Origin of the sequence: Kutzneria sp. NPDC051319, assembly GCF_040682195.1 — a bacterium.
Lineage (GTDB): Bacteria > Actinomycetota > Actinomycetes > Mycobacteriales > Pseudonocardiaceae > Kutzneria.
In genome coordinates this window covers 1-24,275 of record NZ_JBFBAM010000043.1, presented here as the reverse complement: position 1 = coordinate 24,275, position 24,275 = coordinate 1, and the positions used below count along the sequence as shown (strand labels likewise).

Below are 24,275 nucleotides of genomic sequence, written 5' to 3'. Positions count from 1 at the left end.
GCGGCTGCTCAAGAAGCACGGGGCGTGGAAGACGCCTATCCGTAGTAACGGACGGGCCGGATGAGATGTCACTCAGCTGGCCCAGAGAACTTCGGACGGTCACCATCGACACTCCGGAAGCTAGCGACAGGGCCAAACACGACCATACGCGGTAGAATGTTTTTATGGCAGGATCGACTAAGCGTGTGTCGCCAGCGGTTTTGCAGCCGCTCAAAGAGGCACTAACACTGGCGTATTGGTTCAAGCCCGACCTGCGCGCTTTCTTGAACAACACGCTTGGAGATCGCCACCTGGTGGCACAGTTCGACTGGCAGGGCGACTACAAGCGCACGATCGTTGCCCAGCTCGTCGACAGCCTAGCCTCACAGCAACATAAGTACTTCAACGAGCTACTAAGCCTGATCCTCGATACCGCCGCCATCACGGACCCATCATGGCTCAAGCGCGTTGAAGACGGCGAGAAGAAGTACGCAGACGCAGTTGCCGCACTCAAGACGCTCCGCGAACAGGTAGAGCCATATCGACGCATACGCAGCGAAGAAGAAGAGGCCACACGGCGACGCGAAGCCGAGCGAGCCGACGCTGAGACCAGGCGCGCGATGACCGAAAAGCTAGAAGAGCTACGCACCCTGTTGTACGAGATCGTCAAGCAAGAACCACAGGCCCGCGGCTACTCGCTAGAGAAGCTCCTCAACCAACTTTTCGCCCTGTTCGACATCGACGCCAAAGCGCCTTTCAAGGTGTACGGCGAACAGATTGACGGAGCATTTACCTTCGACGGCACAGAGTTTCTACTGGAAGCAAAGTGGCAAAATCTCAAGTGCGAACCAAAAGACCTAGATATCTTCGCCAGCAAGGTTAGCCGCAAGCTCGACAACACGCTTGGCCTATTCCTGTCGATGAACGGTTTTCAACAGAGCGCTATCGACCTACATTCACAAGGTCGACCCCTCATGATCTTGATGGACGGCGCAGATCTGAGTGCGATAATCGACAACAGGATTAAGCTTTCTGAACTACTTACACGCAAACGGCAGCACGCTGCCAGAACCGGCGAGATCTACCTTGGCGCCTACAACATTCTTGGCTGAGTTCACAATAAGGAGCATGCCCACATCGGGATACGCTCAAGCCATCCAAACGATCGATACAATATCAACCTTGCGCACCACGGCTAGCGTGTCACGATTAATTACGCGTCCGCAAGTACGACAGGCCAATTGTCTCGTTTTCCAGGCATCATCGGTCGGCTCAACTTCGTGATCATGGGGATCGACAGGCGCAAAACCATCGCCCGACGTCGTATTGCCGCAAATACACACCCAAGAATCTTCATCCCCAGGCTCGTGCGTGACGTATTCAACCTTGCCTGCCATATCCAGTATTTTTGAGCCACGACACAACGAAGTCAACCCCTCCGGCAATCAAACGTGAGCGTTACGGCACCACGCAAGGTCAGCGGGAAGTTCAGATTGTTTTAACATTCAGGTACCATAATGGCAGCAGGTGAGGTGCTTCGCAGGTCGCCAGTAAGATTCACGTCTACTACATAGCCATGCCCCCGCGCTGTTTTTTGCATGCCAGCCGGCCGGGTACGGGGTTGAGATATCAACCATAAACAAGGCACGACCACCATGCAGCACTCAAATCGCGACATACCAACAAATGTAATCCGCAAAAATCCACAATCGTTCGAGCCGGCGACACTACCACCCTACGGTACTCGCCGCATCCCACTCGGTCGCTACCGCGACACCGAGCCGGAACCAGAGTTCACAATAACCTACGAACCGGCATTGCCATATGAGGCAGCGTTTGACCTTATCAAATTACCTCTCGATAATGGCAACTACACACTTACGGCACAGATTCAAAGCTTCCATCATGCGCCCATCACCGTGACCGTATGCCGAAGTTCGTAACCCCGGAGCAGACCCTAGTAAACAATAGCGGCCCCCGCTAGCGCACCGTAGCCCACGGCCGTATGCTGCACAGATGGACGAAGGTGAAACCGCAGCATCACCGCCCGACCCGACGCATACCAACAAGATGCGGGTATTTGACGACTTTCAGCGAACGGACTCGTCCCGTTCACAGAATAGCGAGAGCATGTCCGCCTTCCTCAACCGAGCCCACACGCCATACTTCGAGGCGGTCAGGCAGCTCGTTGAAGATTGGTTCACACGACTCTGCCCAAGCGCACAGGCCGACGTACGAGGCCGACTCAGGGATGATGACAATCTCCAGTTTCGATCAGCATTCTGGGAACTCTATCTACATGAGACGCTTGTAAAATCGGGATATACCGTCGAGTGCCACCCTGAGATAGCCGGAACTACACGTAGGCCGGACTTTCTCGCCACGAGCGCGGGTCAGTCCTTCTACCTTGAAGCTATATGCATGGCCCGACCTGACGAAAAGCAGGCTAGCGAGAGGGACAAGAACCGCATATATGACGCGATTCAGGGAATCAACAGTCCAACCTTCTACGTTTCCGTGCATGTTGAGAGCGTCGACAAGTTCAGTCCTCCAACAGGACCACTGCGCCGCGAACTCGAAGCGTGGCTTGCCGGACTCAATCCCGATGTCATCGGCCGACAAATCGAGGCCGACCACAGCTTCGACGATATAGAGACCTACGAGTGGCGAAACCGCGGTTGGCACATCAGCTTTCAGCCAATCCCGAAGTCACCAGAGAACCGTGGCAAGGAAGGTATTCGACCGATCGGCATGTACGACTACGGTGCCAGCTTTGCCGACGACAGGACTCCCTTCAGAGCAGCAGTGGCAACCAAGGGGAAGGCTTATGGCACGACGATGGACCTTCCGTTCATCGTAGCTGTTGGCACGTCGTTCCTCGGCCCCGACGGGATTGACGTCTCAGACGCCTTGGATGATATACATGTCGGCTACTTCCGCAACAAGAGTGGATGGCACCACCCAAATGTCTCTGGCGTACTCGTTGCACAGGACATACTCCCAACGAGTGTAACCAAACAGATTCCAACTTTCTGGGGTCACCCAGCGGCGAGTCATCCGGTGGACTGCCTACCGGCATGGGGCGAGAATGCGTTTCGAGACAACCGAAGGCAGTTCACGCCGCCACGTCGTCCCATACACGAGCTATTGGGGTTGCCGGAGCAGTGGCCACCAGGGAAGCCCTTTGATCAGCAATCCAGCGATTAGAATAGGACGCATGAACGAATATACACATCCTGTCGCCGACGACATACTTGAAGAACTTGCCAACCGGATGGTCGAACTCATTCCATTGCTATGCAGCATAAATGCTGCCGATGGCGAGAGCTGACTCCGTCTCCATTTGTACATCACCGAACACGGCGGCTACACACCGGTCGAAGCGTCCATCGTTGAGCAGTTGGTCAACGGGCTTCAAGGTTCAGACGCAGCGGAATAAGGACAGCCCGCTACGGCGACCTGGCTTCTACATGACAACGGGCATATACGGGATCACCAGGAGCTTGACGCCAATGTTGCGCTCAAACAGCCCGAGTGCAACATCGAGCGCACCTTTGCCGGTTCCCATGTCCGTGGGCTTCATGTCGTGAATCCAGTTGTTCCGCGCACGACGCGCCTTCGTGATGCCATTATACTCAGCATCACTAAGCACTCCGCCGAGCGCCAACATCTCGATGACGATCGACGCAGAGTAGTCACGGCCTTCCAGGATGTCTCGACGCTTCCCAGTAACCGGCGGCCCATCCGGCCGCAGCGGAGGCCGCCGAAGATACTCCTTATAGATGATCTGAATCATCGTTTCGGATGCTGTCCACGCTGTAGTGACGCCAAGAGCGTAGTTGTGATCGCCGAGAGATTCAGTGGCGAGCGAGATCAGATCAATCAGGTCGAGCGCTTGCGATCCCGCAGCCATGATCGCGTCAAGCAACTCGCACGCCCGCACGAGCGTTTCAGCCGGTATTGCCCAGTGGCGACTAATGAAGGTATTAGCAAACCCGAGTCCGGGTACAATGCCGACGGGCGACTGCGCACCACCTACGCTTTCGTTCACATTGTTGGTATGCACTAGGTCACGATGACTAACCCGGAACGTCTCGCGCACGTGGTCGTGCAACTCAACAACTGCGCTCTGCACGCACAGAATCCACGCGTTCATGACCTTCGTACGAAGCAGGATGCTATCTACAGCTTGAACAAAAGACTCATCGGTAAATGTTTTTGCCTCGATCGAGACCGACATCGAGTTCGGCAGGGCGCTGAAGTCAATGAGAACCAACCCGCCACGGTGGCTGATGACCCTAAGGCCGGAAGCAAGCGCGTGCTCCCATGTCACCTCGTACGCTTCGGAGAAGGAGATGGCGGGCGCAAGGATGTCGCGCGGACCTTCCACGAGCATGGCAGATCCGAGCCAGTAGAAACCTGACATCGAGGTGGACGGCATCCAAGGATTCTCACATGCCGAAGTACACCAGGCGAAGCTGTAGGTGGCTGCTGTCAAGACAATCCGGTCCCGACCGCACCGTGATGATCATGGCCCGACCGTTGACGTCTCCCCCACCGTCCGCCACCATGAACGAGCAGATTTCGGCAAGTTCGAGCAAGGAGAGGCTATGCGAGCAGAATTTCTTGGCAAGGACCCGGAGTCAGCTCAGGGCGACTCGCCGACGTTGTTCGCCACCGACCGGACGGACCGAGTCACCTACATCGCACAGGGCTGGAAGGTGACCGACCCGCAGGTGCTAGCGGACGTCGGTCCGGTGCCTGACCACGAGACCCTCATCGAGATCCCCGAAGACGTGCTGAAGTTCTACGCCCGCCGCTACCAGCAGGAAGGTGAAACGCGCTGACGCAGCTCATCAAGCCTGGTCCAGAGTTCGCGGCGCTCTTTCGGGCCTTCGAGCACACGGCCTTCCGGCTGGAGACGCGCGACCGGTACAACTCGCCGGACGAGACGGACTCCTTCCGGAAGTACCTGGCCGGCGAGCCGGATGACCTGCCATGGTTCCAAGGCTGGTTGCAAATGGTCCGCGAAGCCACGCAAGCAGGACGCCTGTTCGCGCGGGTGCGGGTGGTCAGCGTGCCGCTCAGTGACTACAGCCGGTTCGGCCTGTGGCTGGCGGGATACACGTTCGACGCTGGGGACGACATCCGCTACCTGCCCCGTGACCAGGCCGCTGAGCTTCCGCGACACGACTACTGGCTGTTCGACTCACGCAAGCTGGTCATGATGCACTTCGGTGAAGATGACCGCTTCGTCGGTGCCGAAGTCATCGAAGACCCAGCGGTGATCGTGCAACACAACTACTGGCGAGATGCCGCTCGGCACCTCGCAACCCGACAGGACGAGTTTGTCACCCAGCATGAACAGCGGGACTACCAGCGTTGACGAGGCGCGACGCGCCCTCGGGAAGCGACTCCGCGAGCTGCGCACGGCTGCCGATCTCTCCGGCAAGCAGCTCGCGGAGTCGCTGTCCTGGCCGGCTTCCAAGGTGTCGAAGCTCGAGAACGGCAAGCAGACGCCGACCGATGACGACATCCGTGCCTGGACCAGCGTGACCGATGCCGAGCAGGAGACGCCCGGCCTGCTCGCGGCACTGCACACGCTGGAACTCCAGCACGCCGAGTGGAGCCGGCTGCTGAAGGCCGGCATGAAGGCACACCAGACCTCGCTGGCGCAGCAGGACGAGCAGATCAAGCTCTACCGCGGTTTCGAGAGCGCCTTCATCCCCGGACTTATCCAGACACCCGACTACGCCCGCGCCCGCTTTGCCGACGCGATCACGATGCTCCAGGTGCCGAACGACATCGACGAGGCTGTCCGGACCCGGATGCAGCGGCAGGAGATGCTGTACCGCCAGGACAAGCGCTTCCACTTCATCATCACCGAGGCCGCGCTGCGGTACCGGCTGGTTCCCGTGGACGTCATGCTGGCGCAGCTCGACCGCCTCATCGCCCTGTCCTCGATGCGCAACGTGCGACTGGGGATCATCGGCTTCGACACGCAGTACGTCACCGACCCGCGACACGGCTTCTGGTTGCTGGACAATGACTTGGTACGCGTCGAAACCTACTCCGCCGAGCTGAACCTCCGGCAGCCGCAGGAGATCGAGTTCTACAGCGGCATCTTCGAGCGCCATGCCGCCGTGGCGAGCTACGGCGCCGCAGCACGGGCGATCATCAACCGGGTCATCGCCGACCTGAGCCCGGGCGAGTCAGAGCAGGACAGCGCCGACTTCTAGCGCCAGCCCGCCAACCGCCGGCCCCGTCCTTCTTGATGTTGCTTCCTCGGCCCAATGCGGGCGAGATTCGAGAAATACCAAGAAACTTTCTTTCCTTTCGTCGGTGATCTCCTTACCCTCCGACACGGACCCGCCACACCCCGCGTGTCCGTGTCAGTTCGGAGAGGGAGAACCACGTGAGTGTTCGTGTTGCCCTTCTGACGAAGGACCAGCTCGACCGGCTACCAGCTCGGAGCCGCCAGGTAGTCGAATACCGCAAAAGCGGCCTCAGCCTCAACCACATCCAAGGCTGCCCGCTGGACTGCGCCTACTGCATCCGGCACACCTACGGCCTGTGGGACGAGCGGCAACCGCGGGCGATCATGACCGACGAAGCGGCCGTCGAGGAGCTCGTCGGCCATCGCTACTTCACACCGCACGTCACGCCGATCCAGCTGTTCAACCGGGCGACCGAGCCGTTCTTGCCGGCCGTCCGGCCGCACACCTTTGCTGTGCTGGAAGACCTGGACGCACGCGGCCTGACCAACCACGTGCTCGTCATCACCAGGCACAGCCTCAAGCCCGAGGACGCCGACCGGCTTAACCAGCTGCGCTCGCTCAAAGTGACGCTGCTGTTCACGTACTCCGGTATCGACGACCCGAAGATCGAGCCGTACCCCTCGGCCGTGGCTGCGGCTTCCCTGAAGCTCATGAGCGCGCCGGCGCAGCGGAAGTACCGCACGGTGCTGTACTGGCGGCCGCTCGTGCCAGGTCTCAACGACTCACCAGAGCACCTGGACACGGCCTTCCAACTGGCCGCACACGCCGACGCCACGGTCTTCACCGGCCTGTTCTACCGGAACGAGATCGCGGACTACTACCGCGCCAACGGCCTACCGGAGCCATACGAGGACACCGCCCGCCGCAAGATCGTGCCAGAGACGTTGGAGGCACGGGTACTGAGCCGCTTCGGCACCCAATCTCCCTTGTTCCGCAAGACTTCCTGCGCCGTCAGCTACGCGCACGGACTGCCGGACTACAACGGCCACTACGGCATCCGGGAACTGTGCGACATCTGCCCGCTGGGCCAGCTTGTCCGGTGCAAGTCTGCCTACCGCGTGCCGGCGGCCGATCGCATCTGGAAAACGGCCCAAGCCGTCCCCGAGGCGCGGGGTGTGGTGGTCACGGATATCACCGAGCGGGCGGCCGTGGTCTCCGGCCTGGCCACGGAACAGCCGCGCTACTACCTCCAACACGCCCTCGGCTTTCAGGTACACGACATCCGTCACCCCCACCATGAACGGCGGCACGGCCGTGCCGACATCGGTTGGAAGGGTGGAAACCACAATGACTGACTGGACGAGCCTCAGCTACGTGATCGTGGACGTCGAGGGCAACGGCCAGCAGCCGCCCGATCTAGTCGAGCTGGCCGCCGTGCCGATCGTGGCCGGCGTCGTCGGAGAGCCGGTGAGCTGGTTGGTCAAGCCGGCGCTGCCGATCCGGAACTTCGCCGCCCGGCGGTTTGGGCGGGTGGTCGCTCGCCGCAGTCGACCCGCAGGACCTTGAAGCCAGCCGTGACCAGCTGATCGGCAGCCTCGCGGTAGTAGGCGATTTCGGCGTGACTACTGCCGGAGAGATGCTGGAAGCGGTTGTGTGGTCCGCGGTCAATCAGCCGCTCCGCGATGACATCGGGGTCAGCGTCGAGGACGACGGCCAAGTCAGGCCGGTCGACGTGTTCGTTGAGCTGCCACAGGAATGCCGGCGCCACGTCGTCGAAGCGCTGGATCACCAAGCCGGATGCCACGTAGCGGTCGGAGATCACGATGTCGCCGGTGGCGAGGTACGGCCGGATCTCCGTCGCCACGTGGTGGTAGCGGTCAGCCGCGTAGAGACAGGCCAAGGCGTGGCCGCTGACGGTCTCGGTCAGCTCGTGACAGAGTTTGCCGATTGGGCCGGCAGACGGCTCGCTGGTGACGTAGACGTGTTCTCCTTGCGATACCAGCAGTTGCGCCAGGTGGTGAACGATCGTGGTCTTGCCGGCGCCGCTCGGCCCGTCGATGCTGACGAAGATGCCGCTGCCGCTGTTAGAACAAAGTCGCAGGCTCATCGTCGCCTCCTCCAGGTGAATCACCGCGGAGTTCTTCCACGGTGAGGGGGCGGTCATCAAGGACGTTGGCCAGCCGCAGGAACAGGCGGGCCGTCACGAGTGCGTCGTAGGTTGCTCGGTGCGGGACAAGGCTTTCGTCCAGACCTTCGTCGAGCTTGAACGCATCGACCAGCGCGCCGAGCTTGTAGGTCGGCCGGTCAGGCAGCAGCCGGCGGGCCAGCTTGAGCGTGTCGAACACTTCCGGGCAGTCCCAGTCGCCCAGCTTGCGTTGCAAGACACCGACATCAACGTGGGCGTTGTGGGCCACCAGGGCGTCGGCATCCAACGCCTTGAGTACTTCGGCGGCGACGTCGTCGAAGGCCGGCGCGTCGGCGACCGCTTTGTCGGTCAGGCCGTGGATGCGGCCTCGATCCGGGACCGGCTGTTGCCACTCCTCGCTGCCAGCCGGACGGTGACCTCATGACCGCGCCGGTCAGTGTCGAGGAGGCCCTGCGCCGCTTCCCCGAACTCAGCGAGCTCGTCACCGTGCGGGAGGCCGGTTGGTACTTCCGGCCCATCGCCGACGAACACGCCGATCTGCAAGGGATCGTCGGCAGCTTCAGCCGACAGCGCTACACGGACGCGCTGTGGATCTACGACCGCAGCAAGGTCGTCGGCATCCGAGTGCTGGACGAACAGTTCGGCGGTGGCACCGTCTGGCTGAAGGAGAGCAGCGAGCTTCAGGAGGTCGTCCAGGAGCTGCTAGCGCTGCCCGAACCGGGCGACCGCCTGGCGCCACACCTGGTGATAGCCCCAAGTCGGCTGTGGACGCCGTGATGTCCCGCCCCGACATGCCGGACGTTGATCGGCCGCTGGTCTTCGGCTACCTCCGCTTGCCGGACGTGGACCCCATCGCCTACGCCGATCGCCGGCAGCAGCTGGAGGAGTACGCCGGCAAGCACGGCCTTCGCCTCGGCCGAGTCTTCGTCGACGAGGGCTACAGCGACGAAGTCGTCAGCCGGCCGGGCTTCAGCCAGCTATGCATCCTGCTGCGACTGGAAGAGCCCACTGGCGTGCTTCTCCTTCAGCCAGAAGACCTCTCGTCCGACGAAGCCACCACCATGCAGCTGGCCCGCCGTTTCTGGGCAACGGGCGTGGACATCGGGGTGTCGGTGGCGTTCTGTGTGGCCGGTATTACGGTGATCTCCTGCTGGTTGCTGCTGGACTGGCAACGTGAGGCCGGGTGCCCCCGAGCCGTTGCCCGTATGGCACGTAACCACCTGGACGAGAACACCAAGTAGGACAACGGACAATTCAGGGACCCGCTGCCCTCGACTGGCCCGCCTCCGATCGCCGACCAGCCAGCACCGCACCCCTCCGCTCTTGGAGCCTCCAACCGGGAGTGGGGGGTCCAGGGGGGCGAAGCCCCTCCTGGCTGGGGGTGTGGGGCGCGAGCCCCACAGATACGACGAGAGCCCCCGGTCTGCCATAGGCAGACAAGGGGCTCCCAGGGTCGAGTGGAGGTGCCGGGAATCGAACCCGGGTCCTCTGTCGCCTTACCAGGGCTTCTCCGTGTGCAGTCCGCTGTGTCTCTGCTCGGCCCCACCGTTCACGCGGACGAGACGGTGTGACGGGCCCAGTCGCTGTGGATGTCCCGCAGTCCCCCGCGACCGGGTTCTGCGGTTTAGCCTCCTAGCTGATGCCGGCTACCGGGTCGGAGGCGATCCCGGGCCGACAGACACTCCTACGCTACTCAGGCAGCGAGGGAGTAGTCAGCGCGACTGTTAGTCTTGGCGCTTATTGGTTTGCGGCGACGCTTGAGGTGGTCTCTCGCCTGCACCTACACGCTTCCCCTGACTTGACGCACAAAGTCGAAACCGTTCACCCCCTGGTCGTGGGTCTGACACCTCTGAGCATAACGCGTCCGGGCTCCGGGTTCATCCCGGTTCACGCTAGGGCGGAGCCGCCGGCGATGAGGGTGACGGAGATCGCGGCCAGGGCGAGGCCGAAGCGCTGGACGCGGCCGGTGCGTTCCTTGAGGACGAGGCGGGCCATGAGCACGGTCGCGGCGGGGTAGAGCGAGGTCAGGACGCTGACAACGGCGAGAAGGCCGGTGCGCAGGGCGAGCAGGAACGCGGTGTTGCAGACGGCGTCGAGCAGCCCGGCGGTGACGGACAGGGCGATGGCCTGGCGTTCCGGGATGCGGAACTGCCCGGCGACGAGGGCGGCGGCCAGCACGAGGGCGGTAGCGGTGCCGCGGGAGACGACCAGCGGCCACAGGCCGCTGTCGTCGGGGAGCTGGTCGAGCAGCACGAAGTAGACGGCGAAGGCGGCGCCGGAGCCGATGGTGAGCCAGCCGACGCGGGCGGTGAACCGGACGGGCCCGGCCTCGTCGACGGCGGTGCGTTCTTCGCGGCTGACGAGCACGACGGCGACGACGGCCATGACGGCGCCGCCGATGGCGATGCCGCCCAACTGCTCGCCGGTGACGAGCCCGAACACCATGGGCAGGCCGGCGACCAGCAGGGCGGTGAGCGGGGAGACGACGTTCATGGGCCCGGTGGCCAGCGCGCTGTAGAACCAGATGATGGCCAGGCCGTTGGCGGCGCCGCCGATCATGGCGATGACCAGGTCGAAGCCGCCGATGTGGCCGCCGGAGAGCGGGGCGACGAGCAGGAGCCCGGCCAGGCCGATGGGGTAGCTCAGCAGCACGACACGCAGCACGTGAGTTCGACGGGACGCCAGCCCGCCGACGAAGTCGCTCAGCCCGTATCCCAGCGCCGCCACCAGCGCAAACACCATCGATCCCACGGCGACATCATCCAACAACCGCGATATTTGCGGAATCCTTGCCCGCATGCCGAGCGGATCACACTCTGAATACTCCATTCGAGTGAATCTCGACGGCAGGCGTCAGAGTTGGGCCCCGAACGTGTCCATCACAGTGTGGTCGTCCACTCCCGCATCGACGGCCCGCCGGAGGCCCCCGTTCACCCCCAGGTTCACGGACGGGGGCTTCTTCACGCCTGAAGGCCCAGCAGCCGGGCCGGCGTGTCGTGCAGCACCCGCCGCAGGAAGTCGTCGCCCAGCCCCCACGAGGCGATGGCCCGCAGCTGCGTCGCGTAGTCGTACGGGATGTTGGGGAAGTCGGTGCCCAGCGCCACGCGGTCGCCGAGATCGGCCAGCCGCGCCGGCCAGTCCGCCGGCACGGGCGACATGCGCTCCGAGAACGGCGTCCCGACCATGGTGGTGTCCAGAAAAACGGTTTCATACGACGCCGCCAGCCGCAGCGCCTCGTCGAAGTCCGGCATGCCGGCGTGGGCCAGCACGGCCACCAGCCGCGGGTGCCGACGCAGCACCTGCTCGAACAGGTCCAGTCCGGTGTACTCGCCCGGCACCGGCCCGTGTCCACAGTGGATGACCACCGGCACCCCGGCCTCGGCCAGCAGCCCCCATGCCGGCTCCAGCAACGGATCCCTCGGGTCGTACGCCCCGACCTGGACGTGCGCCTTCACGCACCGCGCGCCGGCCGCCACCGCCTCACCCAGATATGAGGCAACCCCGGGCTCCGGGTACAGCGTCGCCGTCGGCACCGCCCCGGGCGTGCGGGACCCGAAGTCCATCGCCCACGACGTCAGCCACGCCCCCATGCCCGGCTTGTGCGGGTACACCAGCGGCGCGAACCCGGTCACGCCGAACGACGCCAGCCGAGCCAGCCGCTCCGCCTCCGGCAGTCGATAGTGGACCGGCCACTCCACGCCATAGTGGACGGCGGCGGCGTCGAAGTACGCCCACACCTTGTCCATCATCCGCGTGGGCAGGAAGTGCACGTGCAGATCGACGATGCCGGGCAGGCCCAACGAACGGACCCACCCGGCGATCTCGGAGTCAGCAGCGGGACTCATCAATCCCTGCGGCCCTTCAGCCACCGGCCCATGGCGCGGCTGGTCTCGCGCTCCGCGTCCTTCTTGGCCAAGGTCTGCCGCTTGTCCCAGGACTTCTTGCCCTTGGCCAGCGCCAGCTCGACCTTGACCTTGCCGTCCTTGAAGTACATGGACAGCGGCACCAGGCTCAGGCCGCTCTCCTTGGTCTTGCCGATGAGCTTGAGGATCTCGGCCTTGTGCAGCAACAGTTTCCGGTTGCGGCGCGGCTCGTGGTTGGTCCACGTGCCCATCTCGTACTCGGTGATGTGCAGCCCGCGCAGCCAGACCTCGCCGTCATCGACGGTGGCGAAGGCGTCCACAAGGGACGCCCGGCCGGCCCGCAGGCTCTTCACCTCGGTGCCCATGAGGACGACACCGCACTCGTAGGTGTCCACGATGGCGTAGTCGTGGCGCGCCTTGCGGTTGGTCGCGATGGCCTTGCGGCCCTGTTCCTTGGGCATGATTCGATTTTACGTCCGCGCGCCAGCCGGTTACTACAGCCGCACGTACAGGCGCAGGGTCACGTAGCCGGTGATGGCCGAGATGACCGCGGACACGCCGACCAGGATCGGCGAGATGGCCACCACGTCCAGCAGGTCCAGCCGCGGCAGCACGCCGGAGGCGATGGGCCCGGACAGGGCGGCGTCGAGGAAGAACTCCTTGAGCACGGCCAGGCCGATGATGCCGAGCACGGAGCCGATGATGCCGGCGACCACGGCCTCGATGAGGAACGGCAGCTGGGTGTACCAGCGGGTCGCGCCGACCAGGCGCATGATGCCGACCTCGACCCTTCGGGTGAACGCCGACACCTGGATCGTGTTGGATATCAGCAGCACCGCCGCCGCGGCCTGGATGAGGGCGACGACGAACACCGCGTACCGGATGCTGTCCAGGATGCCGAAGAAGCGCTGCAGGAACACGCCCTGGTCGTCCACGGTCTTCACGCCCGGCTTGCCGGCGAAGGCCTTGACCAGCACGTCGGCCCGGCTCGGATCGGTCAGCTTGATCTGCAGCGTCGCCGGCAGCGACTCGGGCCGGGTCAGCCGCAGCAGCTCCGGCTCGGCCTGGAACAGCTGCTGGAACCGCTGGAAGCTCTGGTCGCGGTTCTGGAAGGTGACGGTCTCCACGTTGCTCGAGCCCTGGAGCTCGCGCTGGAGGTTGGCGCAGATCGACGAGGAGCAGCTCTTGTCGTTGGCGCTGATGTCGTCGGTGAGGCTCACCATGACCTGCACCTTGTCGGAGTAGATCAGCTGCATCTTGTCGATCATGCGGACGATGAGCAGACCACCGCCGAGCAGGCCGAGCGAGATCGCCGTGGTCAGGATCATCGCGATGGTCATCGTGATGTTCCGGCGCAGCCCGGTGATCACTTCGCTGAAGACGAAACTGGCACGCATCGGGGTTGACGTTCCTTGGCTCGGGGATTCATCAGCGACCGCGGGGGACGGGCGCCTGCGGTCGCTAGCGGCCGACTCCGTAGACGCCCCTGGCGTCGTCGCGGATGACCTTGCCGTGGTCGAGCTCCACCACGCGGCGCCGCATGGAGTCGACGATCGAGTGGTCGTGGGTGGCCATCAGGACGGTGGTGCCGGTGCGGTTGATCCGCTCCAGCAGCAGCATGATGTCCTGGCTGGTGTCGGGGTCGAGGTTTCCTGTGGGCTCGTCGGCGATGAGCACCAGCGGGCGGTTGACGAAGGCACGGGCGATCGCCACCCGCTGCTGCTCGCCGCCGGACAGCTCGGTGGGCATGCGGTCGGCCTTGCCGTCCAGGCCGACCAGCTGGAGGACCTCGGGCACGACCTTCTGGATGGTGTGCCGAGGCTTGCCGATCACCTCCAGCGCGAAGGCGACGTTCTCGGCCACCGTCTTGGTCGGCAGCAGCCGGAAGTCCTGGAAGACGCAGCCGATGGACTGGCGCAGCCGTGGCACCCGCCGTCGTGCCATCTTGGCCACGTCGAAGTTGGACACGTAGACGCGCCCCTTGCTCGGCACCTCTTCGCGCAACAGCAGCCGCAGGAAGGTGGACTTCCCGGAGCCGGACGGGCCGATGAGGAACACGAACTCGCCCTTGCCCATCTCGACACTCACGTTGTCGAGGGCGGGCCGGGTCGAGGTCTTGTAGACCTTGGTGACGTGTTCTAGCCGGATCACGGTCGGCGAGCTTACCCGCGACCGTTACCGGCCTGACATCTAGCCCCGTCCGGGTGAGATTTCGACGGCGTCAGCTCACACGGATTTCATGACATCCGGTCACTGCCCGGAGCTGCGACGCCACCGGATACCGGCCTCGAGGAAGCCGTCGATGTCCCCGTCGAGCACGGCCGTGGGGTTGCCGACCTCGAACTCGGTCCGCAGGTCCTTGACCATCTGGTACGGGTGCAGCACGTACGAGCGCATCTGGTTTCCCCAGCTGGAGCCGCCGTCGCCCTTGAGCGCGTTGATCTTGGCCTGCTCCTCCTGGCGGCGCCGCTCCAGCAGCTTGGCCTGGAGCACGGCCATCGCGGACGCCTTGTTCTGCAGCTGCGAGCGCTCGTTCTGGCAGGACACCACGATGCCGGTCGGGATGTGGGTCAGCCGGACCGCGGAGTCGGTCGTGTTGACGCCCTGGCCGCCGGGGCCGGACGAGCGGTACACGTCGACCCGCAGCTCCTTCTCGTCGATGTCGATGTGGTCGGTCTGCTCGACCACGGGGACCACCTCGACGCCGGCGAACGAGGTCTGGCGGCGGCCCTGGTTGTCGAACGGCGAGATGCGCACCAGCCGGTGCGTGCCCTGCTCGACCGAGAGCGTGCCGTAGGCGTACGGGGCCTTCACCTGGAAGGTCGCCGACTTGATGCCGGCCTCCTCCGCGTAGGAGGTGTCGTAGACCTCGGTCGTGTAGCCGTGGCGCTCGGCCCAGCGCAGGTACATGCGCATGAGCATCTCGGCGAAGTCGGCCGCGTCCACGCCGCCGGCCTCGGAGCGCACGGTGACCAGCGCCTGGCGCTCGTCGTACTCGCCGGACAGGAGGGTGCGGACCTCGAGCTGGGCGATCTCCTCGCGCAGCTTGGACCGGTCGGCGTCGGCCTCGGCCACGCTGTCCGCGTCGTCGGCGTCCTCGGCCAGCTCGTAGAGCACGGCCACGTCGTCCAGGCGGGACCGGACGTTGGTCACGCGGCGCAGTTCGCCCTGCTTGTGGGAGAGCTGGCTGGTGACCTGCTGGGCGGTCTCGACGTCGTCCCACAGGTCCGGACGGGCCGCATCAGCCTCCAGGCGCTCGATGTCCGCGCGCAGCTTGTCGAGGTCCATGACGGCCTCGACGCTGGCCAGGGTCGCGGACAGGTCCTTGAGGTCGGCTTCTACGTCCGGGTTCACAACAAACAAGATTACGTCAGCGCGGAACTACTCGGCGCGGTCGGGGTCGGGGGTCGCGCCACCGACACCGCGAACGGGGGTCCGGGGGCTTGCCCCCGGTGCGGGGACGTGGGGGCCAGGCCCCCACAAGGCACGGCGGGCGACGTGGTCCGCGTTCTCCGCGGACGCACGTCTCCCTGAGCCCGTCCCCAATCAGCTCGTCGGGATGCTCTCCAGGAGCTTCAGCACGGCCTTGGCGTGGGCCAGCGCGAACTCGGCCACCGCCTTGGCGTACGGGTCCTCGGCCGACTTCGCGGCCGACCGGTGGGTCTCCTGCTCCGCCCCGTAGACCACCTTGGCCGACTCGACCAGTCCGGCGCGCTGCTTGGGCGTCAGCGAGCTGGCGTGCACCAGCCGCAGGATCAGCGGCGAGCGCAGGTGGTCGGGACCGGGTTCGGTGGTCAGCCAGGTCTTGAAGGCCTTCTTGCCGGCAGCGGTGATCACGTACTGCTGGCTGGAGCGGGGGCCCTGCTTGCCCAACTTGAGCAGGCCCTGCTCGGCCAGCGCCGGCAGCTCCCGGTAGACCTGGCTGCGGGTCACGCTGAAGAACGCGCCGAAGCGCTCACCGGCCGCCGTGACCAGCTGCCCGCCGGTCTTGGGACCGTCGTGCAGCAATCCGAGCAGTGCAGCGGCAGTTGCGTTCAGTTCAGACACCCCACTACGGTGCCACGGCAACGAGCGGCTGTCCACAATGGTCTGCCGTTCAGTCCACAGTGGCTGATCACCGAATGGCCTTGCGGTTGCGCCGTCCGGAGCAGCCGGCATGCCCTTCGTTACCCAATCGGCGCAAGAATCCGGCCGCTGGAGGGTGGCGAGAACTGGGAGTAAGCCGCAGAATCCCCCGGGTGACCGCTCCGACCACCACACATTCATCCTTCCACCGACGGGCGCGGATCCGTTCCGCCGTTGGGAGGAGCTAGGCGATGTTCGGCTTCCTTGTTCGCCGACTGATCAATTACATCGTGCTCTGCGTGGTGGCGACATTCCTGTCCTTCACGCTGTCCTCGATCTCGTTCGACCCGTTGAGCCTGCTCAGGCAGCACAACCCGCCGCCACCCGCGGCCACGATCGAGGCCAAGCGCGTCGAGCTGCACCTGGACCAACCGATCCCGGTGCGCTTCCTGACCTGGGGCGAAGGCGTTCTGCACGGCGACTTCGGCGAGACCACCAAGGACCACGCGATCACCGAGGAGCTGTGGCGCCGGGTCGGGGTGAGCCTGCGGTTGTTCCTGCTGGGCATCACCATCGGCATCGCGCTCGGTGTGTTGATCGGGGTGGCCAGCGCCGTCCGTCAGTACAAACTTTTCGACTACATATCGACCTTCTTCTCCTATGTGATCCTCGCGACCCCGGTGCTCGTGCTCGGCCCGTTGGTGAAGCAGGTTGCCCAGGCGATCAACAACGCCACCGGCAGCGAGTGGCTCCAGTTCACCGGTGAGTACAGCGGAACGCTCGACGCCGACGCCGGCTGGCTGGCCGCGTTCGACGAGCGGCTGCGCTTCCTGATCGTGCCGACAGTGACCATCGTCCTGGGCCAGATCGCCTATTACAGCCGCTATCAGCGCAGCGCGATGCTGGACGTCCTCGGCAGCGACTTCCTCCGTACGGCGCAGGCGAAGGGCCTCACCCGTCGGCGCGCGTTCTTCAAGCACGGCCTGCGCACCGCGCTGATTCCGATGGCCACGTTGTTCGCCTTCGGTTTCGGCCTGCTGGTGGTGGGCGGCGTGTTCACCGAGACCATCTTCAACTGGCAGGGCATGGGGGCCTGGCTGGTGCAGGGCATCAACGACCAGGACACCAACGTGACCGCCACGGTGACGTTGTTCGTGGCCGTCTGCGTCCTGTTGTCCGGCTGGCTGTCCGACGTCCTGTACGCCCTGCTCGACCCGCGGATCCGGGTGTAGGAGGCCAGAAGCACATGAGCACCACCGTGAACCCGGCCGCCGCGCAGGACGCCGCGGCCGACATCGTGACCAGCAAGCCGGTCTCCCGCGGCGCCTTGGTGCGCCGCCGTTTCATGCGCAACCGCTGGGCGCTGGGTGGCATCGTCGTCATCGTCCTGCTGTACATCGTGGCCTTCAGCTACCCGCTGTTCTCCCCGTACAGCTACGAGTTCCACGACACGAGCCTCACCTACGACCCGCCGTCGCTCTTGCACTGGTTCGGCACCGACAACATCGGCACCGACATGTTCGTGGCGTCCATGCGCGGTCTGCAGAAGTCGCTGACGATCGGCCTGCTGGTGGGCGTGATCTCGACCGCGTTGTCGGCGGTCGTCGGCGCCGCGGCGGGCTTCTTCGGCGGCATCACCGACCGCGCCCTGATGTGGCTGGTCGACCTGCTGCTGGTGCTGCCGTCGTTCCTGATCATCAGCATCGCCAGCCCGCTGTTCAAGGGATCGAGCTGGCTGATCCTGGTCGTGCTGCTGGTCGTGTTCCAGTGGATGATCACCGCTCGCATCGTGCGCGGCATGACGCTGACGCTCAAGACGCGGGAGTACGTGAGCGCGGCGCGATTCATGGGGCAGTCCCCGTGGCGCACAATCTTCAAGCACATCGTGCCGAACATGTCCTCGCTGCTGATCGTGGACGCCACGATCAACGTCGGCAGCGCGGTGCTGCAGGAGTCGGGCCTGAGCTACTTCGGCTTCGGCGTGCAGCCGCCGGACGTCTCGCTGGGCACGCTGATCTCCGTCGGCACCGGCTCGGCGCTGACCTTCCCGTGGCTGTTCTACGCGCCCGCGGTGCTGCTGATCATCACCTTGCTGTCGGTCGCCGTGGTCGGCGACGGTCTGCGCGACGCGCTGGACCCGACGGCGTCCCGCGCCCGCCGGCGCGAGAAGCGAAAGGACAAGTTGGCATGAGCGCCTCCGAGATTTCGCTGGACGAGGGCCTCCTCGACGGCGCCGGAGACGGGCCGGTCCTCGAGGTCGCCGACCTCGATGTCTCCTTCCCCAGCGAGGCCGGCCGCGTGCACGCGGTGCGCGGCCTGAGCTACCAGGTCTCACGCGGCGAGGTGCTCGGCATCGTCGGCGAGTCCGGCTCGGGCAAGTCGGTGTCCTCGCTGGCGGTGATGGGCCTGCTGCCCGATCAGGCACGGATCACCGGTTCCATCCGCTTCCAGGGCCAGCAGCTGCTGGGGCTGTCCGACGTGCAGCTGTCGAAGATCCGGGGGCGCCGGATCTCCATGGTCTTCCAGGACCCGCTGTCCGCGCTGACGCCGGTGTACACCGTCGGCGACCAGATCGCGGAGGCGCTGCTCATCCACGGCCGGGGCCGGCTGACCAAGCAGGCCGCCAACAACCGCGCGGTGGAACTGCTGGACCTGGTCGGCATCCCGAACTCGGGCGCCCGCTCCAAGGCGTTCCCGCACGAGTTCTCCGGCGGCATGCGGCAGCGCGCGGTGATCGCCATGGCCATCGCCAACGACCCGGACCTGATCATCGCCGACGAGCCGACGACCGCGCTCGACGTGACCGTGCAGGCGCAGGTGCTGGAGGTCCTCAAGACGGCCAAGGAGGTGACCGGCGCCGGCATCGTGATCATCACCCACGACCTCGGCGTCGTCGCCGGCTTCGCCGACCGGCTGATGGTGATGTACGCCGGCAAGGCGGTGGAGACCGGGCACGTCAACGAGATCTACCAGCAGCCGCGCATGCCGTATACGCTCGGCCTGCTGGGCTCGCTGCCCCGGGTGGACGCCGCCGAGAAGCTGCCGCTGGTGCCGATCAAGGGCCAGCCGCCGTCGCTGACCGACCTGCCGCCGGGGTGTCCGTTCGCGCCGCGCTGCCCGATGGCCGTGGACGACTGCCTCACCGAGGAGCCGGCACTGTCCGAAGTGGACGGCACGAGTGCGCACCGGGCGGCCTGCATCCGCAGCGCCGAGCTGGCCGCGACCGAGGCCGCCGCCGACGAGATCGAGGGCGTGGACGCCAGCAACGCGGCCGCGATCGAGACGGCCGTCGAGGTGTTCGGCGCGGAGCTGATCGAGGAGCCCAAGGCCGCGCTGCGGCCGCGGGCGGAGCGGCCGGTGGTGCTCGGGGTCGAGTCGCTGGTCAAGCACTTCGCGGTGACCAAGGGCGTCGTGCTCAAGCGCAAGGTCGGCACCGTGCACGCGGTGGACGGCGTCAGCTTCGAGGTGCGCGAGCAGGAGACGCTCGGCCTGGTCGGCGAGTCGGGCTGCGGCAAGACCACCACGCTGATGCAGATCCTCGGCCTGGAGCAGCCGGCCGGCGGCAACATCTCCGTGCTGGGCAAGGACGTGTCCACTCTGGACGGCAAGGGGCGCAAGGCGATTCGCCGGGACATGCAGGTCGTGTTCCAGGATCCGCTGGCCTCGCTGGATCCCCGCATGCCGGTCGGCGACGTGATCGCCGAACCCATGCAGGTGCACGGGATCGACACCGCGCACATCCGCAAGCGCATCCCGGAGCTGTTGGACCTGGTCGGGCTGCGGGCCGAGCACGCCGACCGCTACCCGGCCGAGTTCTCCGGCGGCCAGCGGCAGCGCATCGGCATCGCCCGCGCGCTCGCGCTGGAGCCGAAGCTGCTGGTGCTGGACGAGCCGGTGTCCGCGCTGGACGTGTCCATCCAGGCCGGCGTGATCAACCTGCTGGACAAGCTCAAGGCCGAGCTCGGGCTGTCCTACCTGTTCGTGGCCCACGACCTGTCCGTGATCCGGCACATCGCCGACCGGGTGGCCGTGATGTACCTCGGCAAGATCATCGAGATCGGCGACGTCGACTCGGTGTTCGGCGCGCCCAGCCACCCCTACACCCAGGCCCTGCTGTCCGCGATCCCGATCCCGGACCCGGTCAAGGAGCGCGCGCGCGAGCGCATCATCCTGTCCGGCGACCTGCCCAGCCCGGCGAACCCGCCGTCCGGCTGTCGATTCCGCACCCGTTGCTTCCTGCACGCCACACTGTCCGACTCGGACAAGGCGAAATGCATCGAGGTGGAGCCGCCCCGTGAGTCCCAGGGCGAGGATCACGAAGTGGCCTGTCATTTCGCCCGAACGAAACAGGTGGTCTGAAACCGATGAACAAGAAGCTACTGGGGGCGCTGGCCGCGGCGGCGCTGCTCGTCACGGCCTGCGGCGGAGGGAACTCCGGCGGCGGCAACCTCAAGTCCAACGAGTCGACCGTCGGTAAGAACGACATCAACGCGCAGCCCGCGGACAAGATCAAGCAGGGTGGCATCCTGCAGTGGCCGGTGGACTCCCTGTCGGACAACTGGAACCCGTCCCAGACCGACGGCTCCACGCAGACCGGCGCCTGGATGATCAACGCCATGCTGCCGTGGCTGTTCACCGCGCAGCAGGACAACACGCTGGCGCTGAACAAGGACTACCTGGAGTCGGCCTCGGTGGTCTCGACCAGCCCCGAGGTCGTCGAGTACAAGATCAACCCGAAGGCCAAGTGGTCCAACGGCCGGGCGATCACGTGGGAGGACTTCCAGTCCGACTGGCAGGCCTGCAACGGCAAGAACAAGGACTACCAGTGCAACTCCACGACCGGGCTGGAGAACATCGGCAAGGTCGAGAAGGGCAGCGGCGACCAGGACGTCAAGGTCACCTTCGACAAGCCCTTCGGTGAGTGGCAGAGCCTGTTCTCGCCGTTGACGCCCAAGGAGCTCAACGCCACGGCGGACGAGTTCAACAAGGGCTGGGAGGACGAGCCGAAGATCACCGCGGGCGCGTTCAAGATCGGCAAGATCGACCTGACCGCGAAGACCGTCTCGGTCGTGCCGGACGCGAACTGGTGGGGCAAGAAGCCCTACCTGGACCAGATCCTGTTCAAGGTGGTCTCCCGCAACGCCCTGCCGGACGCGCTGGCCTCGGGCGCGATCGACTGGTACCGCATCGGTTCCAGCGTCGACCTGTACCAGCGGGCCAAGACGATCCAGAACGTGACCATCCGGCAGTCCACCGAGGCCCAGTACAACCTGCTGGACTTCAACGGGGCCAAGGGCACGCCGCTGGAGGACCAGGCCACCCGGGTGGCGGTCGAGCAGGCGGTGGACACCAAGTCGATCGCCAAGGCGCTGCTCGGCCCGATGAGCACCGACCCGACGCCGCTGGGCAACCACTTCTTCGTCAAGGGCACCAAGAACTACAAGGACAACTCCGCGCCGATCAAGTTCGACCTGGACGCGGCCAAGAAGAAGCTGGACGAGCTGGGCTACAAGCAGAGCGGCGACTTCCGGGCCAAGGACGGCAAGGAACTCGACGTCAACTTCGTCATCGACGCCGGCAACCCGATCTCCACCGCGATCTCGGGCCTCGTGCAGTCGCAGCTGAAGCTGGCCGGGGTCAACGCCAAGATCAACTCGGTGCCGGCGGCGGAGCTGTTCAAGAACTACGTCTACCGCGGCGCCTACGACCTGGTCGCCTACGGCCTGTCCGCGCCGCCGCAGCCGATCTCGGCCAACGCCGCCGCGTTCTACTTCACGCCGGGCAACACCCAGCAGAACTACAGCGCGATCGGCAACGACACCATCAACAAGCTGCTCGACCAGGCCGGCTCCGAGCTGGACGAGAACAAGCGCGTCGACCTGATCCAGCAGGCCGACACCGAGATCTGGAAGGAAGGGCACCTGCTGCCCACCTACCAGGTCCCCGGCGCCTACGCGGTGCGCAACACGCTCGCCAACTTCGGCGCGTTCGGCTTCGCGCAGTACCCGTTCGACTACGCGAACATGGGCTTCCTCAAGTGATCAGACGGACGATTCCGTGACAGCTGGCCCGGCGACCACAGTGTCGCCGGGCCAGTGTCGCAACTGGGGAGGAATCACCCAAGGTGCGCGCCGGGCAACACCAGGTGACCGGGGCGGGCCGTGGGCGGACAGGCAAACCGGCCGACGACGCCGTCGGACGGTCACGAGGAACAACGGAGGTCAGTTCGATGGGCAGAAGGAAGGTGCTGGCGCTCGCGGCGCCGGTGCTCGCGGCGGCGCTCACCCTCAGCGCCTGCGGCGGCGGAGGTGGTGGCGGACAACTGCCGCAGGGCGATCAGAAGGCGGGTGTCAACGACATCAACCCGCAGCCGGACGACAACATCAAGGACGGCGGCACCCTCCAGTTCGCCATCGACTCGCCGTCCGCGAACTGGAACCAGAACCAGGTCGACGGCAACGACGTCGCCAGCGCCCGGATGTCCAACACGCTGGAGCCGTGGATCTTCACCGAGAAGGCCGACGCCACGCTCGAGATCAACAAGGACTACCTGACCTCGGCGGACGTGGTGTCCACCAGCCCGCAGGTGCTCGAGTTCAAGATCAATCCCAAGGCGAAGTGGTCCAACGGCCGGGCCATGAGCTGGGAGGACTTCGAGTGGCAGTGGAAGGCCCAGAACGGGACCAACCCGGCCTACCAGCCCAACACCACGACCGGCTACGAGAACATCTCCAAGGTCGAGCGGGGCTCGGACGACCAGGACGTCAAGATCACCTTCGACAAGCCCTTCGGTGAGTGGAAGGGCCTGTTCAGCCCGCTCTACCCGAAGGAGCTGAACTCCGACCCGACCGAGTTCAACACCGGTTGGGTGGACGAGCCGAAGATCACCGGCGCCGCGTTCAAGATCGGCAAGATCGACCTGACCGCGAAGACCGTCTCGGTCGTTCGCGACCCGAACTGGTGGGGCAAGAAGCCGCACCTGGACGGCATCCTGTTCAAGGTGCTGACCCGTCCGACCATGCCCGACGCGATGCAGTCCGGCGCGATCGACGTGGCCGACACCAACGCGCTGCTGGACGCCATCACCCGCTACAAGACGATGCAGAACGTCTCGCTGCGCCAGGCCGTCGCCCCGGACACCGTGCACCTGACGCTCAACGGCGGCGAGGGCCGCATCCTGGCCGACCAGAAGCTGCGCCAGATCGTGTTCGAGGCCATTGACCGCAAGGCCATCGCCAACGCCGAGATCGGCAAGATCACGCCCAACCCGCCGCTGCTGGGCAACCACATCTTCGCCCAGGGCACCAAGGAGTACAAGGACAACTCCGGCGACCTGAAGTTCAGCGTGGACAAGGCGAAGACCGACCTGGACGCGCTGGGCTGGAAGCAGAGCGGCCAGTTCCGGTCCAAGGACGGCAAGGAGCTGGACATCACCTACGTCAGCTCCAGCACGCCGGCCTCCGACGACACCGGCAAGATCCTGCAGCAGCAGCTGGCCCAGGTCGGCGTCAAGGTCACCATCAACGCGGTGCCCACCGCCGACTTCTTCCCGAAGTACGTCAACGTCGGCAACTTCGACCTGGCCACCTTCCGCTGGATCGGCGCCAGCACGCCGGCGTCCGGCCAGAAGGGCGCCTACTCGCTCGACCTGGCGAACCCGGCCAACGTGCAGCAGAACTACGGCCACGTCGGCAACAAGGCCATCAACGACGCCTTCAACAGCGCCGTGGCCGAGCTGGACGACACCAAGCGCGCCCAGGACGTCAACGACATCGACAAGATGCTCTGGGACGTCGCCGGCGAGCTGCCGCTGTACCAGCTGCCGGGCGCGGTCGCCACGAAGAAGACCGTCGCCAACTACGGCGCCATGGGCTTCGCGACCAACCCGATCGACTACATCAACATCGGCTTCACCAAGTAATCGCTGACCGAGAGAGGGGGGCGCGCCGCCCCCGCCGGGCCCCCGCAGGCGTTGGGGGCCCCCCCCCCCCCCCGCCCGCCCCC

General features: G+C 65.2%; 24 protein-coding genes and 1 other RNA gene. 13 read left to right on the top strand and 12 right to left on the bottom strand.

The features are described 5' to 3' along the window. The first annotated feature begins 164 nt into the window (after positions 1 to 164). Entirely contained in the window at positions 165 to 1,091 is a 927-nt protein-coding gene (locus AB0M73_RS32230) for a hypothetical protein (protein ID WP_363898536.1), read from the top strand. 36 nt (positions 1,092 to 1,127) lie between these two features. Here the strand turns inward: AB0M73_RS32230 and AB0M73_RS32225 are convergent, their stop codons facing one another. Then, complete coding sequence (locus AB0M73_RS32225) at positions 1,128 to 1,376, bottom strand: hypothetical protein (protein WP_363898533.1); 249 nt, start codon at positions 1,374 to 1,376, stop codon at positions 1,128 to 1,130. Between the two features lie 619 nt (positions 1,377 to 1,995). Between AB0M73_RS32225 and AB0M73_RS32220 the strand changes: the two genes are divergently transcribed. Beyond that, positions 1,996 to 3,186, top strand: coding sequence for a hypothetical protein (locus AB0M73_RS32220; RefSeq protein WP_363898530.1), 1,191 nt, complete (start codon positions 1,996 to 1,998; stop codon positions 3,184 to 3,186). Positions 3,187 to 3,445: 259 nt separating this feature from the next. Here AB0M73_RS32220 and AB0M73_RS32215 read toward each other — a convergent pair whose 3' ends face one another. Further along, on the bottom strand, positions 3,446 to 4,420 hold the full coding sequence (locus tag AB0M73_RS32215) for a hypothetical protein (RefSeq protein WP_363898527.1): 975 nt from the start codon (positions 4,418 to 4,420) through the stop codon (positions 3,446 to 3,448). 43 nt (positions 4,421 to 4,463) lie between these two features. Here AB0M73_RS32215 and AB0M73_RS32210 point away from each other — a divergent pair, with 43 nt between their 5' ends. From AB0M73_RS32210 to AB0M73_RS32195, 4 genes are all read left to right on the top strand, one after another. Beyond that, positions 4,464 to 4,826: a hypothetical protein gene (locus AB0M73_RS32210; RefSeq protein ID WP_363898524.1), complete on the top strand. Its 363-nt coding sequence runs from the start codon at positions 4,464 to 4,466 to the stop codon at positions 4,824 to 4,826. Then, positions 4,823 to 5,365 carry a DUF6879 family protein gene (locus AB0M73_RS32205; RefSeq protein ID WP_363898685.1) on the top strand — a complete coding sequence of 181 codons (543 nt, stop codon included), beginning with the start codon at positions 4,823 to 4,825 and terminating at the stop codon, positions 5,363 to 5,365. The genes AB0M73_RS32210 and AB0M73_RS32205 overlap by 4 nt, the downstream gene beginning before the upstream one ends. Continuing rightward, positions 5,340 to 6,218, top strand: a complete 879-nt coding sequence (locus AB0M73_RS32200; RefSeq protein ID WP_363898521.1) for a helix-turn-helix transcriptional regulator — start codon at positions 5,340 to 5,342, stop codon at positions 6,216 to 6,218. The genes AB0M73_RS32205 and AB0M73_RS32200 overlap by 26 nt, the downstream gene beginning before the upstream one ends. A 176-nt stretch (positions 6,219 to 6,394) precedes the next feature. After that, positions 6,395 to 7,552, top strand: a complete 1,158-nt coding sequence (locus AB0M73_RS32195) for a radical SAM protein (protein ID WP_363898518.1) — start codon at positions 6,395 to 6,397, stop codon at positions 7,550 to 7,552. A 125-nt stretch (positions 7,553 to 7,677) separates the two neighbouring features. Here the strand turns inward: AB0M73_RS32195 and tmk are convergent, their stop codons facing one another. Both tmk and AB0M73_RS32185 read right to left on the bottom strand, forming a co-directional pair. Beyond that, positions 7,678 to 8,304, bottom strand: coding sequence for a dTMP kinase (tmk, locus tag AB0M73_RS32190; protein ID WP_363898514.1), 627 nt, complete (start codon positions 8,302 to 8,304; stop codon positions 7,678 to 7,680). Next, positions 8,282 to 8,695, bottom strand: a complete 414-nt coding sequence (locus AB0M73_RS32185) for an exonuclease domain-containing protein (protein WP_363898682.1) — start codon at positions 8,693 to 8,695, stop codon at positions 8,282 to 8,284. The genes tmk and AB0M73_RS32185 overlap by 23 nt, the downstream gene beginning before the upstream one ends. Positions 8,696 to 8,763: 68 nt before the next feature. On the opposite strand from AB0M73_RS32185, the gene AB0M73_RS32180 reads away from it, so the two are divergent. Both AB0M73_RS32180 and AB0M73_RS32175 read left to right on the top strand, forming a co-directional pair. Beyond that, positions 8,764 to 9,120 carry a hypothetical protein gene (locus AB0M73_RS32180; protein ID WP_363898511.1) on the top strand — a complete coding sequence of 119 codons (357 nt, stop codon included), beginning with the start codon at positions 8,764 to 8,766 and terminating at the stop codon, positions 9,118 to 9,120. Further along, positions 9,120 to 9,584 carry a recombinase family protein gene (locus AB0M73_RS32175; RefSeq protein ID WP_363898508.1) on the top strand — a complete coding sequence of 155 codons (465 nt, stop codon included), beginning with the start codon at positions 9,120 to 9,122 and terminating at the stop codon, positions 9,582 to 9,584. The genes AB0M73_RS32180 and AB0M73_RS32175 overlap by 1 nt, the downstream gene beginning before the upstream one ends. Before the next feature lie 214 nt (positions 9,585 to 9,798). On the opposite strand, the gene ssrA is transcribed toward AB0M73_RS32175, so the two are convergent. The 8 genes from ssrA to AB0M73_RS32135 form a co-directional block, all read right to left on the bottom strand. Then, positions 9,799 to 10,172, bottom strand: a transfer-messenger RNA (tmRNA) gene (gene ssrA, locus AB0M73_RS32170). A 58-nt stretch (positions 10,173 to 10,230) separates the two neighbouring features. After that, the gene (locus AB0M73_RS32165; protein ID WP_363898679.1) at positions 10,231 to 11,085 is read right to left on the bottom strand and encodes an EamA family transporter; all 855 of its coding nucleotides are present in this window, start codon (positions 11,083 to 11,085) and stop codon (positions 10,231 to 10,233) included. 218 nt (positions 11,086 to 11,303) lie between these two features. Beyond that, complete coding sequence (locus tag AB0M73_RS32160) at positions 11,304 to 12,188, bottom strand: amidohydrolase family protein (RefSeq protein WP_363898505.1); 885 nt, start codon at positions 12,186 to 12,188, stop codon at positions 11,304 to 11,306. Further along, complete coding sequence (gene smpB, locus AB0M73_RS32155; protein WP_043718918.1) at positions 12,188 to 12,667, bottom strand: SsrA-binding protein SmpB; 480 nt, start codon at positions 12,665 to 12,667, stop codon at positions 12,188 to 12,190. Before smpB ends, AB0M73_RS32160 begins: the two co-directional genes overlap by 1 nt. 33 nt (positions 12,668 to 12,700) lie before the next feature. Next, complete coding sequence (ftsX, locus tag AB0M73_RS32150) at positions 12,701 to 13,603, bottom strand: permease-like cell division protein FtsX (RefSeq protein WP_043718919.1); 903 nt, start codon at positions 13,601 to 13,603, stop codon at positions 12,701 to 12,703. Between the two features lie 64 nt (positions 13,604 to 13,667). Further along, positions 13,668 to 14,357, bottom strand: a complete 690-nt coding sequence (gene ftsE, locus AB0M73_RS32145; protein ID WP_043718920.1) for a cell division ATP-binding protein FtsE — start codon at positions 14,355 to 14,357, stop codon at positions 13,668 to 13,670. A gap of 99 nt (positions 14,358 to 14,456) precedes the next feature. Then, complete coding sequence (gene prfB / locus AB0M73_RS32140) at positions 14,457 to 15,560, bottom strand: peptide chain release factor 2 (RefSeq protein WP_043718921.1); 1,104 nt, start codon at positions 15,558 to 15,560, stop codon at positions 14,457 to 14,459. A 192-nt stretch (positions 15,561 to 15,752) separates the two neighbouring features. Next, the gene (locus AB0M73_RS32135; RefSeq protein ID WP_043730106.1) at positions 15,753 to 16,253 is read right to left on the bottom strand and encodes a helix-turn-helix transcriptional regulator; all 501 of its coding nucleotides are present in this window, start codon (positions 16,251 to 16,253) and stop codon (positions 15,753 to 15,755) included. A gap of 269 nt (positions 16,254 to 16,522) precedes the next feature. Between AB0M73_RS32135 and AB0M73_RS32130 the strand changes: the two genes are divergently transcribed. The 5 genes from AB0M73_RS32130 to AB0M73_RS32110 all read left to right on the top strand — a co-directional run bounded on the left by AB0M73_RS32130 (position 16,523) and on the right by AB0M73_RS32110 (position 24,192). Continuing rightward, positions 16,523 to 17,503, top strand: a complete 981-nt coding sequence (locus AB0M73_RS32130) for an ABC transporter permease (RefSeq protein ID WP_043718922.1) — start codon at positions 16,523 to 16,525, stop codon at positions 17,501 to 17,503. A 14-nt stretch (positions 17,504 to 17,517) separates the two neighbouring features. Further along, positions 17,518 to 18,462: an ABC transporter permease gene (locus AB0M73_RS32125; RefSeq protein WP_363898498.1), complete on the top strand. Its 945-nt coding sequence runs from the start codon at positions 17,518 to 17,520 to the stop codon at positions 18,460 to 18,462. Beyond that, positions 18,459 to 20,630 carry an ABC transporter ATP-binding protein gene (locus tag AB0M73_RS32120; RefSeq protein ID WP_363898495.1) on the top strand — a complete coding sequence of 724 codons (2,172 nt, stop codon included), beginning with the start codon at positions 18,459 to 18,461 and terminating at the stop codon, positions 20,628 to 20,630. The genes AB0M73_RS32125 and AB0M73_RS32120 overlap by 4 nt, the downstream gene beginning before the upstream one ends. A 5-nt stretch (positions 20,631 to 20,635) precedes the next feature. Next, complete coding sequence (locus tag AB0M73_RS32115; protein WP_363898492.1) at positions 20,636 to 22,312, top strand: ABC transporter family substrate-binding protein; 1,677 nt, start codon at positions 20,636 to 20,638, stop codon at positions 22,310 to 22,312. Positions 22,313 to 22,500: 188 nt separating this feature from the next. Further along, positions 22,501 to 24,192: an ABC transporter family substrate-binding protein gene (locus tag AB0M73_RS32110; RefSeq protein WP_363898490.1), complete on the top strand. Its 1,692-nt coding sequence runs from the start codon at positions 22,501 to 22,503 to the stop codon at positions 24,190 to 24,192. Positions 24,193 to 24,275: the final 83 nt, after the last annotated feature.